The sequence below is a fragment of the Herbidospora sp. NBRC 101105 genome, assembly GCF_030269205.1.
Lineage (GTDB): Bacteria > Actinomycetota > Actinomycetes > Streptosporangiales > Streptosporangiaceae > Herbidospora > Herbidospora solisilvae.
On sequence record NZ_BSSX01000005.1, the window covers coordinates 442,129 to 455,418 of the forward strand.

Consider the following 13,290-nt stretch of genomic DNA (forward strand, 5'->3'; position numbering starts at 1 on the left):
GCACCCGACGAGACGCCCGAACGAACAAACACCTCAGGGAGCCTGGCGAGCGATCACCGACTGAGCCCCGTAGCCGCGTCCACCCCGGGGGAGGTCGCCGCTTGCGGGCACCACGAGCTCCTGCTCTCCGGACTGCCGGTCGCTACCCGACGGCGAAGCCGGCGCCGCAGATCCCCACTACAGATTGGAGCGGGAAGCCAGCCCAAGCAGTAGCGCAAACTTTCCAGTGCATTCTCAGGATTGGGCCTGCTGCCATGCCGAAACGCCCCAAGCAGCCACTCGAGTATTCAGCGCGTCCCCAAGCCCGGCCGCCATGCCGAAACGCCCCAAGCAGCCACTCAAGTTTTCAGCCCATCCCCAAGCCCGGACTGACCACCATGCCCCGCGAAGTCAGGAGAGTTGACCCAGCAGCCACTTCGGCCCCGTCACCAGCGCCCCCTCGGCCCGCACCCGTTCTCGCAGCCCCCGGTCCGCCGTCACCACCAGCACCGTCTCCCAGACCCGGGCCTCCCGGACGACCTCCACGATCGTGTCGTCCCCGCTTCCCTCCGCCGCCCGTACGTCGATCAGCCCCTCGGGAACCCTCGCCCCCCGGGCCGCGCCCTCCACCACGACAACGACCTGTGGAAACCGCCGGGTCAGCAACGGCAGGCCCTCGATCGGGGCGATCACCCCGTCGACGGCCAGTTCGACCAGCTCGGCCAGCAACCGCGACGTCGCCCCGGCGCGGTCGCGCCACCAGCCGTGTTCCGCCCGTGCGCCGATCACGTTGGCCGCGTCGACCACCACAACCAGCGGTTTCAGCATCTCGCTCACCACTGGCCACGTCTCCGCGAATCCCGGGTGCAAACGTCGGCGGGGCAGTTCGGCCAGGGTCACCCAGCGGAGAGCGGTGCTCTCCATGTCGAGGTGGACGGGGAGTTTTTCCACAGCCGTCGCGATCACGGTCTGGTAGGACCAGCCGCCGTGGTCGTCTAGGTACACGCCCCGCACTCGCAGGGCGTCCCGTGAAAGGGCGGTTTCCTCATGTGCCTCACGCAACGCGCCGGTGATCGCGTCCTCGTGGCTGTCGATCGCGCCCCCGGGGAGCCCCCACGTTCCGCCGTGGTGACTCCACAGAGCTCTTTTCTGCATCAGGACGTAGGAGGCTCGCGCCGTGTGGTGCACGGCGAGCAGGCCGGAGGCTCCGTATACGCCCCAGTGCCGGTGACCGCGTCCGCAGTGGGTCCAGCCGTCCCCGTCCTTGGCTGTCATGGGGTCAATGATCGGCTACCAGGCTTCCAGCGGAACCACCGCCTTGGTGTCGAAAAGGACGGTCCCGTCGTCGATCCTGACGACCGTCACATGGGTGACCCACCCCGATGACATCAGGTTCTCCGCCGACTCAAGTGCCAGCTCGGCGAAGTGATATCGGTCGACCGAGGTGTAATCAGGCGCGGGTCTGGTGCTCTTAACCTCATACCGGTCAATCGGCCACACCTGCGGTAGGGGGGTGGAACGGTGCCACTGTTGCATCGCTGAATCTCTCCCTGTCGGACCTGTCATGTTGAGCTGGAGCGCCGACAGAAGTCGACCGTGAGGGCGACGGCTACCGGCTGGTTGTGACGGGCCCGATGGCTGATCGTTATGGACTGGTAAGTCATCCTTCCCGATCCGTGCGGATGGGACGGTTAACGTATGGCTCCTCACCTGCGAACCGCGCTCGTCGCCATTCCACGACATGCGGGAGCGGGCTGTCCATAGCACGGCAATCCACGCCCGCCCCTCCCACGGGAGGGGTGGGCGCTAGGGTGATTTTTCATGATTCGACTCGCTACCACTCTCGCTGTTGCCGTCCTCGCCGTCGCAGGTTGCGCGGGAGACGCGGAGACGGCGGCGCCGGCGACGTCAGAGGCACCGACGGCCGCAGTCCAGGCCAGCCCGACGGAGATCACGGTCCCCGCCGCACCCGAACCCTCCGAAAGCCAGAAGAAGGCCTTCTTCACCGCTTTGGCCTCTGTCGACCCGGCCCTCGCGACCAACCAGGAGAAGGCCCTCACGGTCGGCTCCCAGGTCTGCGAGAAGATCCTCGCCTCACCCGAAGACCCCATGCAGTTCTCCACGTTCGCCGCCGAGCAGCTCGCGGTGGCGGCTCCGACGGCGGAGGGTTTCGTCGCCGCCGTCGCGGAGTGGTGCAGCCCCGAATAGGAACGTCCCAAGGCGGCGGCCCGCGTTCCGCCGGGCCGCCGATGTGTCAATATCCGCAGGTCCATGGGCTTGCGGTCCCCAACCGGCGGGTGGACGCGACCACACCCGCCGGAGCCGGCCGCCTCCTGGAGACGATCGAACTCGTCTGCCGGGAAACGGGCCTCGCGTGGACGACCGAGGTCATTCCGTGCCTTCCGGAATCTCGTCCGCGTGCATGCCGCCCTCGCCAGGAGCTCCCGACAGGTAGGCGTGCTGGTGGCCGTAACCCGCTTCGACGTTGAGCTGGTCGAGCTGGGTGGCGGCGACCGACCAGGTCGTGACGGCGAGCGTGCGCTGCCGCGTGGCCAGCTCGATGTAGGGCGCCCGGTCGGCCTCGGGCAGGTTCTGCGCCGCGGCGAGCAGGTCGACGGAGATCGACAGAGCGTTCACCGCACTCCGGAAGCCGCCTCGGGCGACGTTCGTCTCGGTCATCCCGCTCGGCGTCTCGGAGTGGCGTTCGACCGCTTTGCGAATGGCCTCCTGCCACGCCGGGACGTCGGGCGGACCGGCCTCCGCCATGGCGGGCAGGATCTTGTCCAGTTCCTCGACCGTCAGGCGGGCCTGGTCGGTCAGCGTCTTGATCTGCTCGGCGTCCCGCTTGAGGTCGGAGATCTGCATCTTCTCGACCGAGTCGGGACGTCCGACCAGATAACCGATGCCCACACCCGCGGCCAGCACGACGACGAGCAGAACCACGATGAGGTACGGCTTGCGGGGGGCGGGGGCCGGCGGGGGTACCGGCCGGCGGCTTACCTTGACGGCCATGGGGGTGACGTTACTTCTTCTGCCGACGATCGTCCATCTTCTGCACGTTGAGAATCGAAACTCGGCGGCGGGCCGCGACGACCTGCACCAGCAGACTCACCAGCACCGCCAGCAACACCGCCAGCGTGATCCCCGCCCCGAGCAGCGCACCCAACCGCTGGTCACCGGCCCGGTCAGGCACCCAGTCGACGGCGACCAGGGCATACCAGTCCTGGGCCTGCAGCGGCCCGAGCAGCAGCAGCACCCCGACCGCGAGCTGCACCGCGATGGCGATCCCGACGAGCTGGATTCTCGTGTACGTGTGCACGGCCCTCGGCAGCGGATCCACACCCGCGACCACGACGAAGAACACCAGCCCCGCCGTGACCTGGACGACGACCATGGCCAGGTGCAGCGCGTGGCTCGACTGCGCGAGCTCGAAGAACCCGAGGACGTAGAGGAAGACCGGCGACGCGACATAGAGCGCCAGCGCGACGGCCGGGTTGGCGAGGAACCTCGGTAGCACCTCCCGCCTTCCGGCGAGCCCGAGAGGCGCACCATAGGCCAGCAGGGCCGGGGCCAGCGTTCCGAGGAGGGCGTATTCGACCGATACGACCGAGAAGACCGCCGAACCGTAGGCGGCCAGACCACCGGTCGAGGCGTAGAGCAGGACCAGGATGCCCGCGAACCACGCGACGGTCCGCCCGACCGGCCAGACCTGGCGGTGCACGCCGGCCAGGTAGGCGATCACCAGTCCGGCGATGCCGAGCAAAATGATCGGATCGAGCCGGGACTCGGAGAGCAACCGGTCGAACGAGATGGGCGGAAGCACGTAGCCGAGAGCCGCGTTGACGTTGGGAACGTCGGTGGTGGCCGGCGGCGCGGTCCGTGACAACCCGACGGCGAGCGCCATGGTCGCGGTCATGATCGCCACCTCAACAGCCGCCAACCGCAGGAACGGCCGACGGGCCTCCACAGCCGCGACCGACAGTTCCGACGCCTCGGCACCGTCGCCCGCCTGCCCCGCTACGGCTTCCCGCTGAGCCGACCCCGCAGCGAGCGACCCTTCCTGCTCCCCCGCAGCCTGTCCTTCCACCGACTCATCTCGTGACGATCGCCCTTCGGCCGTGCCCGCCTCCAAGCGGGCGATCGTCACCTTCCGGTGTCGCCAGCCGAACCAGCCCAGCAGCGCCAGAGCCGCGATCTTGGCGAGCACCAGCAGTCCGTACCGGGACTCGAACAGCGTCGTCAGCCCGCCCAGCCGGACCCAGGCGTTGATCAGCCCCGACGCGCCCACCGCCGCGTAGGCGCACAGCGCCACCGCGCTGAACCGGCGGACTCCCCACACCATGTCGCGGTCGCGCCGGACCATGGTCAGCACGCCGTACAGGCCGCCGACCCAGATCGCGGCGGCGGCGATGTGCAGCATCAGGCTCGACACCGCGAGGTTGTGGTCGGCGGCCGAGGCCGAATGTCCGACATACGCGGGTGGCAGGGCGGCGAAGACGGCCGCGCCCAGGAGCACTGGTTCGGCGCCGCGGAGCATCGCGCAGACCGCGATCACCAGCGCGATCATGGCCACGAGCAGGAACGCCTGGCCCTGCGGGATGTAGAGGACGAACGTCTGGAGCACCCCGGCGCCCAGGGCCTCGTGGACCGGCAGGCCCAGGAAGTCCGACAGCGTCAGCGCGATCGTGGCGAGCGCGGTCAGCGCCCAGCCGGAGGCCCACCACACGACCTGCCGTCGGGCCGCGGTGCGGATGGCCTCGTCGCGGGTGAAGGCGACCGACGTCAGCAGCAGGCCGACCGTCGCGACGCCGCAGACGTCGTGCAGCAGCCTGACGAACGGGAGCCCCCATTCGGTCAGGAGGCCGGGTGAGGGCAGCCCTTCGACGAGCGCGGCGGGACGCCCGCCGCCGTACCAGAGGACCGCGAACAGGACCGTGACCGCCGCGACGACGGTGACGGCCACCTGGGCACGTGGGGGGAACCTCATATCCAGCCTTCCGGGGGTAAAGCCGGTGAGAGCACTACCGAGTGATGGGAGGGAACGATCGAGGCGGGTCAGTCGCCCTTGCCCGGTTTCCGGCGGGTCGCCATGACCACGGCCGCCACCGCGACCACGCCCACGCCGATCGCCAGGATCAGGAACCCGCCGCCGCCCCCGGAGTCGGCGTCTTCCGCGCTGCTCTGCGGGGCGGCGTCCACCGGCGGCGGCGTGGAGGCCGCGACGGGGGTCGGTTCCGGCGACGCGGAAGGCGAGGCGGCGGCGGCCGTCTCGGACGGTTCGGGCGTCGGCGTGTCCGGGGCGGTCACCGTGAACGGCACCTCACCCGTTCGCGGGTGCCCGTCGGAGGAGACGATCCGGTAGGCGATGACGTATTTCCCGGCCGGCAGCGGCCCCGACACGGCCTGGATCACCTTGTGGCCGTCGCGCTCGGCCTCGCCCGACGCGTAGTTCTTGTCGTCGGGGCCGTTGACGACCACCTTCGGGAACCGCACCGCGTTGCTGAACTCCAGCACCACCTCGGTCAGGCTCTCGACCTTGGCGTTCTCCTTGGGGTTGCTGGATTTCAGCACGTCGTGCGCCTGCGCCGCCGAAGCGGGCCAGAGCGTGGCGGTCGCCAGCAGGATGAGGGCCGCCGTTCTGCGGAAAAGCATGAGAAAACTCCGTCCGGTGGAGTCAGGTCACCATTCGACCGGCAACGAGTCGAGGCCGTAGACGATCGCGACCTGGCGGTACGCGGGTTCGCCTGCGAGTCTCAGGCCGGGGAACCGCCGCAGCAGGGCGGGGTAGGCGACACGCATTTCCATCCGCGCCAACGGGGCGCCGATGCATCGGTGGACGCCGTGACCGAAGGCCAGGTGAGACTTGAGCTCCCGGCGGTTCGGGTCGGCGGTGTCCATGTCCTCGCCGAGGATCGCGTCGCGGTTGGCCGCCGACAGCGAGCAGAGCACCATCTCGCCCTTCGCGATCGGCTGCCCCGCGAGTTCGAGATCTTCCCGGGCGAACCTCGGGAACGCGACCTGGACGACGGTCATGTAACGCAACAGCTCTTCGACGACCTTGTCGATGTGGTCGTCGGTGTCGCGTACGAGAGCGAGGAACTCGGGGTTCTCCAGCAACCAGAGGGTGCCGAGGGCGAGCATGCTGGTGGTCGTGTCGTGGCCGCCGGTCAGCAGGCCGTCGGCGAGACTGGCCAGCTCACGGTCGGTGACGTCGTCGCCGTGCTCCCGCAGCAGCGCTCCGAGCAGACCTTCGCCGGGCGAGCGGCGTTCGCGCGCGACCAGCTCGGTCAGGTAGGCCATCGAGTCGTTGATGGCCTGGAGCGAGGCCTCCGGCCCGGCGGAGAAGTCGAACCGGTCGGTCGAGAAGCGCAGGAAGTCGGCGCGGTCCTCGTAGGGGACGCCGAGCAGTTCGCAGACCACGAGCGACGGGATGGGCAGCGCGAACGACGACACCAGGTCGGCCGGGTTGCCTTCCTTCTCCACCAGGTCGAGCTGCTCGTTGACGATGGCGGTGATGCGGGGTTCGAGCCGCCGCAGCCGGTGCATGGTGAACTCCGGCGTGAGCATGCGGCGCAGCCGCGTGTGCTCGGGCGGGTCGCGGAAGCCCAGGCCGCCGGGGTCGTCCTGATTCGACCCCATGCCGGTGATGTTGCCGAAGTCGTTGCTGAACCGCGCGGTGTCACCGAGCACGGCCCGCACGTCTTCGTACCGGGTCACCAGCCAGACCGTCGAGCCGCCCGGAATGGTCAGCGGATGGACGGCGCGTTCGGCACGGATCTGGGACAGCTCGGCTATGGGATCCATCCGGTCGCGCAGGAATTGCACAAGCGGAAACTCGGAATCGGACATTACAGATGGTTCCTCATCGTCATGGGTGGAAGGAGCGTTCGGCCTCAACGAGGCGGGCCGCGCCCTTCGACAGGATGACGAGAGGTGCCCTGCACGACAACCGGCTCGACCAGCACGGGGACGCCTGTCACCGAAAGAGGTCGCGGCGGCGACATGATCGGGACAATCCGGCCGGCGAGCCGGCGCAGCAGCGTCCAGAACAGTTCTTCACCCCGGCCCAGCCACCAGCCGGTGACAACGACCGCCCAGACGTGCAGGACGATCATGCTCAGGCTGGGCAGGTGCAGGTGCCCGGCGAGCCGCTCGGGCGAGGAGACGTGGAGGACGGAGAAGAGCAGGTGCAGCAGCACCTGCATGGCGCCCAGCAGCGGCATGATCTCGCCGGCCGTGCGTTCGTGCGCGGTCAGCGGGAAGGCGGCGACCAGAGCGAGGGCGAACGCGGCGGACAACCCGGGAGCGGTGACCGACCCGCCGGCGAAGGTGTGGGCGACGGCGGCAAGCCCCGAACAGACCACGGCGAACACCGTGGCACGGGCGAGACGAAAGGGCAGCGCCGCAGACATAGCCCCGCAATCATCGCACGTGCACCACCTGTTCGGCTGCCCCGGCTGATCAAACAACCTGAGGACACCAGGCTCGGAGAGGTGCCGCGATCCCGCCGGGGCCGATCTGCGCGGGGATCGCTGACCACCGGGCCCTGCACCCTCACGCGCCCGGCTGGACCGCCACCGCGTCGAAGGCCGCGATCGAGCGGGCGAAGTCGGCGGGCTCCGACAGGGTGGCGCCGAGCCGGGGGTCGTAGGCGGTCAGCCCGGTCGCGCGCTCGACGATCTCGGCGACCTCGCGCAGCGGCGTCGTGATCTCATCGGTGGGCGGGCACGGCAGGGTGACGCTCCACCGGCCCAGGTAGCAGGTCACCATGAGGCCGCTGGACAACTGGGTGACCTCGCAGTTCAGCAGGTCTTCCGACACCACGCCGAGCACGTCGCGCACCGCGACGGCGACGGTCGACCAGACCGCGTAGTCGACCGTCTCAGGGGCCTTCTCCTCCAGCGCCTCGTAGGCGTCGTGCCAGGTCTGGCCGGGCTCGCGACGCAGGAAGCTGATGCCGTAGCTCATGCGAACACGTTATCGACCGGCACCGACAAAACCCGGGCTCACCTGTGGAGCAGGCCGAACGCTCCCCGGACGATCGCCAGGACCTGGGTCGCCGCGGCGACCTCGGGGAGGGCCTTCTTCTCGTCGGCGGCCTGGACCACCACGACCCCGATCTTGTTCTGGTCGGACCGGGCGAGGAAGCCGAGCGTCAGCACGCCGGGCTCGGAGCCGCCCTTGAACCACACCGTGGGCCAGGTCTTCTGGTCGAGCCCGAGCCCCGCGTCGTTGGCGCCCATGATCTCGTTGAGTTCGGGACCGCCGAAGCCGTACAGGTTGACCAGGGCGCGGCACATGTCGGCAGGGCTGCCGAACCACTCGATCGTGGTGACCTGGCGAGGGGTCGTCCAGGCGGTGACGTCGCTGTTGGGGACCTTGTCCACGACGTCTTCCAGGTAGGCGCGGCGGTCGGGGGCCGCGAGGAAGCCCTCGGCGTACTCGGGGTAGTCGGCGCCCTTCAAGACGAACAGTTCGCGGGTGGTCAGCAGGGGGATGTTCTTGTCGGCGTTGGACGACCACGCGCGGATCACGGCTTCCACGGCCGGTTTGCCGACGCGGTCGATCAGCAGGTCGGTGGCGGTGTTGTCGCTGATGGAGATCATCAGCTTGGCGGCCTCCTTGACCGGGACCTTCGTTCCGTCGGGACGGTTCTGCAGTTCGCCGCTCGGCAGGCTCTTCTTCGCGTCGGTGACGGTCAGCTGGTCGGTCCAGGACAGGCGGCCGGCTTTGATCTCCTGGGCGACGGCGCCCAGGACGTACAACTTGAACATCGAACCCAGTGGACGGGCCCGGTTCGGTTCGACGCCGTGGACGGGTTTGCAGTCCTGACCCGCGGCGAGGAAGCCCGACGGGGCCACGGTCGCGAGGCGTTCGTCGATGTCGCCCCAGGTCGCCGGGGTGGGCGCGTCGGCCGGGGAGACGAGCAGGCCGGCGATCTTCCCCGACGGGTCGACGGCCATGCTCAGTTTCGCCTGGTTGCCGCCCGACTCGACCAGCGCGACGAGGTCGGTCTCGGTGGCCCGCTGGATCTCGACCAGCCGCAGGCCCTTGAGCTGGGCGCTGACCTCGTTGATCTGCTCGGCGGGCACCTGTTCGAGGAACGACGGCGCGAAGTTCTCCTCGATCTGGTCGCCCGGGATGGGCAGCGACGACAGCGCGCCCAGATACCACGACAACTTCTCGCCCACGGGAGTCTCCGGCACGGGCACCCCGGTGTACGCCCCCGACGTGATCGGACTCGGGGCAGGTGCGGCCTGCTCGGCCGTCGCGCACGCGCTGAGCAGCAGCGTGAGTGGAAGCATGAGTCGTGCGAGCCTCACGGCGTCTCCCCCAGTCGATGAGCCGGTGCCGTTCTCGGATACCCGCGACGGCGGAGGTCACCCGTATCCCGCACATGACGAATCCCTGGCCGGCGAGACCGCTGACCAGGGATTCGGACGATCGGTGACTAGTCGGTGCCCGACTCCATCGCCACCGCGTCGAGCAGCGCGTCGTCTTCGGAGACCTCGCCGCGCGAGGCGATGGCCTCGGCGCCGCCCTCGGGCATCGCGCCGATCAGCTCGGTCGGCGCGGCCTGCAGGGCGATCAGGTCGCCGTGGGCGCTGCCGACCATGCCGAGACCGGCGTACTGCTCCAGCTTGGCACGGGAGTCGGCGATGTCGAGGTTGCGCATGGTGAGCTGGCCGATGCGGTCGAGCGGGCCGAACGCGGAGTCCTCGGTGCGCTCCATGGACAGTTTGTCGGGGTGGTAGCTGAACGACGGGCCGGTGGTGTCGAGGATCGAGTAGTCCTCACCCCGGCGCAGCCGCAGCGTGACCTGGCCCGTGACGGCCGTGCCGACCCAGCGCTGGAGCGCCTCGCGGAGCATGAGCGCCTGGGGGTCGAGCCAGCGGCCCTCGTACATGAGCCGGCCGAGACGGCGGCCCTCGTTGTGGTAGCTGACCAGCGTGTCCTCGTTGTGGATCGCGTTGACGAGGCGCTCGTAGGCGGCGTGCAGCAGCGCCATGCCGGGGGCCTCGTAGATGCCCCGGGACTTGGCCTCGATGACGCGGTTCTCGATCTGGTCGGACATGCCCATGCCGTGGCGGCCGCCGATGGCGTTGGCCTCCAGCACCAGGTCGACCGGCGAGGCGAACTCCTTGCCGTTGATCGTGACCGGCCGGCCCTGCTCGAAGCCGATGGTCACGTCTTCGGGCACGATCTCGACCTGCGGGTCCCAGAACCGCACGCCCATGATGGGCTCGACGATCTCGATGCCGGTGTCGAGGTGCTCCAGCGACTTGGCCTCGTGGGTGGCGCCCCAGATGTTGGCGTCGGTCGAGTAGGCCTTCTCGCTGCTGTGGCGGTAGGGCAGGTCACGCGCGAGCAGCCACTCGGACATCTCCTTGCGCCCGCCGAGCTCGTGGACGAAGTCGGCGTCGAGCCACGGCTTGTAGATGCGCAGCGACGGGTTGGCCAGCAGGCCGTAGCGGTAGAACCGCTCGATGTCGTTGCCCTTGTAGGTCGACCCGTCGCCCCAGATCTGGACGCCGTCGTCGAGCATCGCCCGTACGAGAAGAGTGCCGGTCACCGCCCGCCCGAGCGGCGTGGTGTTGAAATAGGTGCGGCCGCCGGACCGGATGTGGAAGGCCCCGCAGGCCAGCGCCGCGAGCCCCTCTTCGACCAGGGTCGCCCGGCAGTCGACCAGCCGCGCGATCTCCGCGCCGTATTCCTGGGCCCGCCCGGGCACCGAGGCGATGTCGGGCTCGTCGTACTGCCCGAGTTCCGCCGTGTACGTGCACGGGATGGCCCCTCGCTCGCGCATCCACGCGACCGCGACGGAGGTGTCGAGGCCACCGGAGAAGGCGATCCCGACTCGTTCACCGACAGGGAGGGAATTCAGCACCTTGGACACAAGCAGAACTATACACACCCATGCATGACCATGCAATCAAGCCGTCGACCAGCGGGCGACATGTGTCGCTGATCAAGTTGCAGATCGTGCGACAAAAGATGCAACATGAGATGTGGCATCCCAACGGGCACCCGTACCCCTGTCAGAGCTCGACCGGCAGTTCCTGGAGGCCATCCGCACTCCCGGGAGTCCGGAGAACCTGGCCGTCCAGCAGTTGGCGGGCGCCACTCTCGGCCCCGACACGTCCACCGCGACGGCCCTGCACACCCTCGTCGACGTGGCCAGGAAAGCGGTTCTGAACGAGGTGATGGTGACCGGATACGCCGCCCTCGCCGCCGCCCAGACCGAAGAAGACCACGCTCACCGCCGCGCCGCCCGCCGACGGACCGCCGAGGTCTCCCGCGACTGATGACCACCAACGCCGCATACCCCTTGCGGGGCCGGGTCTACATGGCCGACCTGGGCGAAGACTACGGCGAGAAGCCCTACGTCATCGTCAGCAACAACGCCCGGAACAGGGCGCTCCCCAGTTATCTGGCCGTCCGGGTCACCACGTCGGCCAAACCGCCGCTTCCGAGCATCGTGGAACTGACTCCGGAAGATCCGTTGGCCGGCCGTGTGCTCTGCGACGACATCGTGATCCTCTTCGAGGAGGATCTTCAGCGAGATCTGGGCGGGCTGAGCCTCCACTCGATGTTGCGCGTCGGCCAAGGCCTGAGACACGCGCTGGCCCTCTGATCATGCGAATTCGAGTGTGCCTGGGTAGGCAGTCCTCATGGGACTCGACTCCGGGCGGCCGCACGTCATCGGCCTCGTGGCGCATCCGCGTAATCCCGTCGCCGGTTCCGTCGCGCTGATCAGGGAGTTCGCGTCGGCCCGGGGGGCGACGCTGATCGCGCTGAAGGCCGACGCCGCCCGGCTCGGGGGCGATGTGCGGCCCGTCTCCGCCGTCGAGTTCGCCGAGCGGGCCACCGCGGTCGTCAGCCTCGGGGGCGACGGGACGATGCTGGGGGCGATGCGGCTGGTGGTGGGGCGCGGAACGCCGGTGCTCGGGGTCAACCACGGCAACCTCGGCTTCCTCGTCGAGGTCTCGCCCGCCGAGCTTCCGGCCGCGCTCGATCGGCTGACCAGGGGCGAGTTCATGCTGGAGCCGCACAGTTGCCTGATGGTCGACGGCGTGGTGGCGTTCAACGACGCGGTCGTGACGGGGGCGCGTCAGTGGGCGACGGTCAACGTCGACCTCTCGGTCCACGGGATCCAGCACGGCTACTACCGGTGCGACGCCGTCGTGGCGTGCACGCCGACCGGGTCGACCGCCTACAACTACGCGGCGGGCGGGCCGGTGTTGTCTCCCTCGGTGCCGGCGCTGGCGCTGACGCCGGTCGCGCCGATGACGGGCATCGACCGGACGGTCGTCTTCGGGTCCGACGACGAGATGCGGCTGACCAACCGGTCGGCCGAGCCGGCCCGGGTGCTGCTCGACGGCGTGCACACCCGGGATCTCGGCCCGGCCGACGGGATGGGGGTGCGGCTGCGCGCGGACGCGGTGAACCTGGTGCGGTTCGACGCCGCGGCGCACGCCCAGCGGACGCGGGTCAAGCTGAGCCTGCTCGACCTGCCGCTGCGGCCCGACCAGCTGCTCGAACTCGTGCCGGAGGAACTGAGGGAACGGGCTCAGCGTCTGCGCAGCAGGTAGGTGTCCATGATCCAGCCCTTGCGTTCCCGGGCCTCGGCGCGCACTTCCCTGATCCTGGGGGCGACTTCGGCGACCGGGCCCGCGACCAGGATCTCGTCGGGGGTGCCGAGGTAGGCGCCCCAGTAGATGTCGAAGTCGTCGAGGCCCTCGAAGGCGAGGCGGGCGTCGAGCATGACGACCATGTCGTCGGCGCTCGGGCCCTCGTCGGCGAGGCGGCGGCCGGTGGTCAGGTGGACGGGGCGGGCGACCCGCGTCAGGCCGATGCGGTGGCGGGCGGTCAGGGCGGCGACGGCGCTGATGCCGGGGATGACCTCCACGTCGATATCGGCCGGGAGGCCTTCGAGGGCGGCGAGCGTGCTGTCGTACACGCCCGGATCTCCCCAGATCAGGAACGCCCCGGTCTGGCCCTCGCCGAGGGCGTCGTCGATCATGCGGTGGTAGAGGACACCTCGGCGTTCGCGCCAGTCTTCGACCGCCTCGGCGTAGGCGGCGGCGGTGCGGTCGCGTTCGGGGTCGGCGGCGGTGACGATCCGGTGGGGGTCGCGCGCGTGCGCCTTGATCATCTGGTGGCGCAGATCGGTCAGGTCGCGCTTCTCCGCACCCTTGTCGACGATGAAGAAGACGTCGGTGGCCGCGATGGCCTTGACGGCCTGGAGGGTGAGATGGTCCGGATCTCCGGCGCCGATCCCGATGAGGAGGAGGCGTTTCACACAGACGA

General features: G+C 69.4%; 15 protein-coding genes. 4 read left to right on the plus strand and 11 right to left on the minus strand.

Annotated elements, in window-relative coordinates:
• Positions 1-390 precede the first annotated feature (390 nt).
• A complete protein-coding gene (locus QSK34_RS22620) occupies positions 391-1,254 on the minus strand; it encodes an NUDIX hydrolase (RefSeq protein WP_285586307.1) in 864 nt (287 codons plus the stop codon).
• A 15-nt stretch (positions 1,255-1,269) separates the two neighbouring features.
• Entirely contained in the window at positions 1,270-1,515 is a 246-nt protein-coding gene (locus QSK34_RS22625) for a hypothetical protein (protein WP_161479551.1), read from the minus strand.
• Between the two features lie 285 nt (positions 1,516-1,800).
• Between QSK34_RS22625 and QSK34_RS22630 the strand changes: the two genes are divergently transcribed.
• A complete protein-coding gene (locus tag QSK34_RS22630; RefSeq protein WP_030455276.1) occupies positions 1,801-2,187 on the plus strand; it encodes a hypothetical protein in 387 nt (128 codons plus the stop codon).
• Positions 2,188-2,367: 180 nt separating this feature from the next.
• On the opposite strand, the gene QSK34_RS22635 is transcribed toward QSK34_RS22630, so the two are convergent.
• The 8 genes from QSK34_RS22635 to argG all read right to left on the minus strand — a co-directional run bounded on the left by QSK34_RS22635 (position 2,368) and on the right by argG (position 10,876).
• Complete coding sequence (locus QSK34_RS22635; protein WP_161479550.1) at positions 2,368-2,991, minus strand: hypothetical protein; 624 nt, start codon at positions 2,989-2,991, stop codon at positions 2,368-2,370.
• A gap of 10 nt (positions 2,992-3,001) precedes the next feature.
• A complete protein-coding gene (locus QSK34_RS22640) occupies positions 3,002-4,966 on the minus strand; it encodes a bifunctional copper resistance protein CopD/cytochrome c oxidase assembly protein (protein ID WP_285586310.1) in 1,965 nt (654 codons plus the stop codon).
• 68 nt (positions 4,967-5,034) lie between these two features.
• On the minus strand, positions 5,035-5,631 hold the full coding sequence (locus tag QSK34_RS22645; RefSeq protein ID WP_285586312.1) for a copper resistance CopC family protein: 597 nt from the start codon (positions 5,629-5,631) through the stop codon (positions 5,035-5,037).
• 27 nt (positions 5,632-5,658) lie between these two features.
• Positions 5,659-6,804 (minus strand): cytochrome P450, encoded by a 1,146-nt coding sequence (locus tag QSK34_RS22650; protein WP_285586314.1) that lies wholly within the window; start codon positions 6,802-6,804, stop codon positions 5,659-5,661.
• A gap of 68 nt (positions 6,805-6,872) precedes the next feature.
• Complete coding sequence (locus QSK34_RS22655) at positions 6,873-7,391, minus strand: MFS transporter (protein ID WP_285586316.1); 519 nt, start codon at positions 7,389-7,391, stop codon at positions 6,873-6,875.
• A 142-nt stretch (positions 7,392-7,533) separates the two neighbouring features.
• Positions 7,534-7,947 carry a hypothetical protein gene (locus QSK34_RS22660; protein ID WP_285586318.1) on the minus strand — a complete coding sequence of 138 codons (414 nt, stop codon included), beginning with the start codon at positions 7,945-7,947 and terminating at the stop codon, positions 7,534-7,536.
• A 38-nt stretch (positions 7,948-7,985) separates the two neighbouring features.
• The gene (locus QSK34_RS22665; protein ID WP_285586320.1) at positions 7,986-9,302 is read right to left on the minus strand and encodes a serine hydrolase; all 1,317 of its coding nucleotides are present in this window, start codon (positions 9,300-9,302) and stop codon (positions 7,986-7,988) included.
• A gap of 128 nt (positions 9,303-9,430) precedes the next feature.
• Entirely contained in the window at positions 9,431-10,876 is a 1,446-nt protein-coding gene (gene argG, locus QSK34_RS22670; RefSeq protein WP_285586322.1) for an argininosuccinate synthase, read from the minus strand.
• Positions 10,877-10,988: 112 nt separating this feature from the next.
• Between argG and QSK34_RS22675 the strand changes: the two genes are divergently transcribed.
• From QSK34_RS22675 to QSK34_RS22685, 3 genes are read left to right on the plus strand one after another with little or no spacing between them, the layout of a single operon-like run.
• A complete protein-coding gene (locus QSK34_RS22675; protein WP_285586324.1) occupies positions 10,989-11,285 on the plus strand; it encodes a hypothetical protein in 297 nt (98 codons plus the stop codon).
• Positions 11,285-11,614: a type II toxin-antitoxin system PemK/MazF family toxin gene (locus QSK34_RS22680; RefSeq protein WP_285586326.1), complete on the plus strand. Its 330-nt coding sequence runs from the start codon at positions 11,285-11,287 to the stop codon at positions 11,612-11,614. The genes QSK34_RS22675 and QSK34_RS22680 overlap by 1 nt, the downstream gene beginning before the upstream one ends.
• A 37-nt stretch (positions 11,615-11,651) precedes the next feature.
• Positions 11,652-12,572, plus strand: a complete 921-nt coding sequence (locus QSK34_RS22685) for an NAD(+)/NADH kinase (protein ID WP_285586328.1) — start codon at positions 11,652-11,654, stop codon at positions 12,570-12,572.
• Here QSK34_RS22685 and cobF read toward each other — a convergent pair.
• A complete protein-coding gene (gene cobF, locus QSK34_RS22690; protein WP_285586330.1) occupies positions 12,551-13,282 on the minus strand; it encodes a precorrin-6A synthase (deacetylating) in 732 nt (243 codons plus the stop codon). The two genes, QSK34_RS22685 and cobF, sit on opposite strands and share 22 nt — an antisense overlap.
• Positions 13,283-13,290 lie beyond the last annotated feature (8 nt).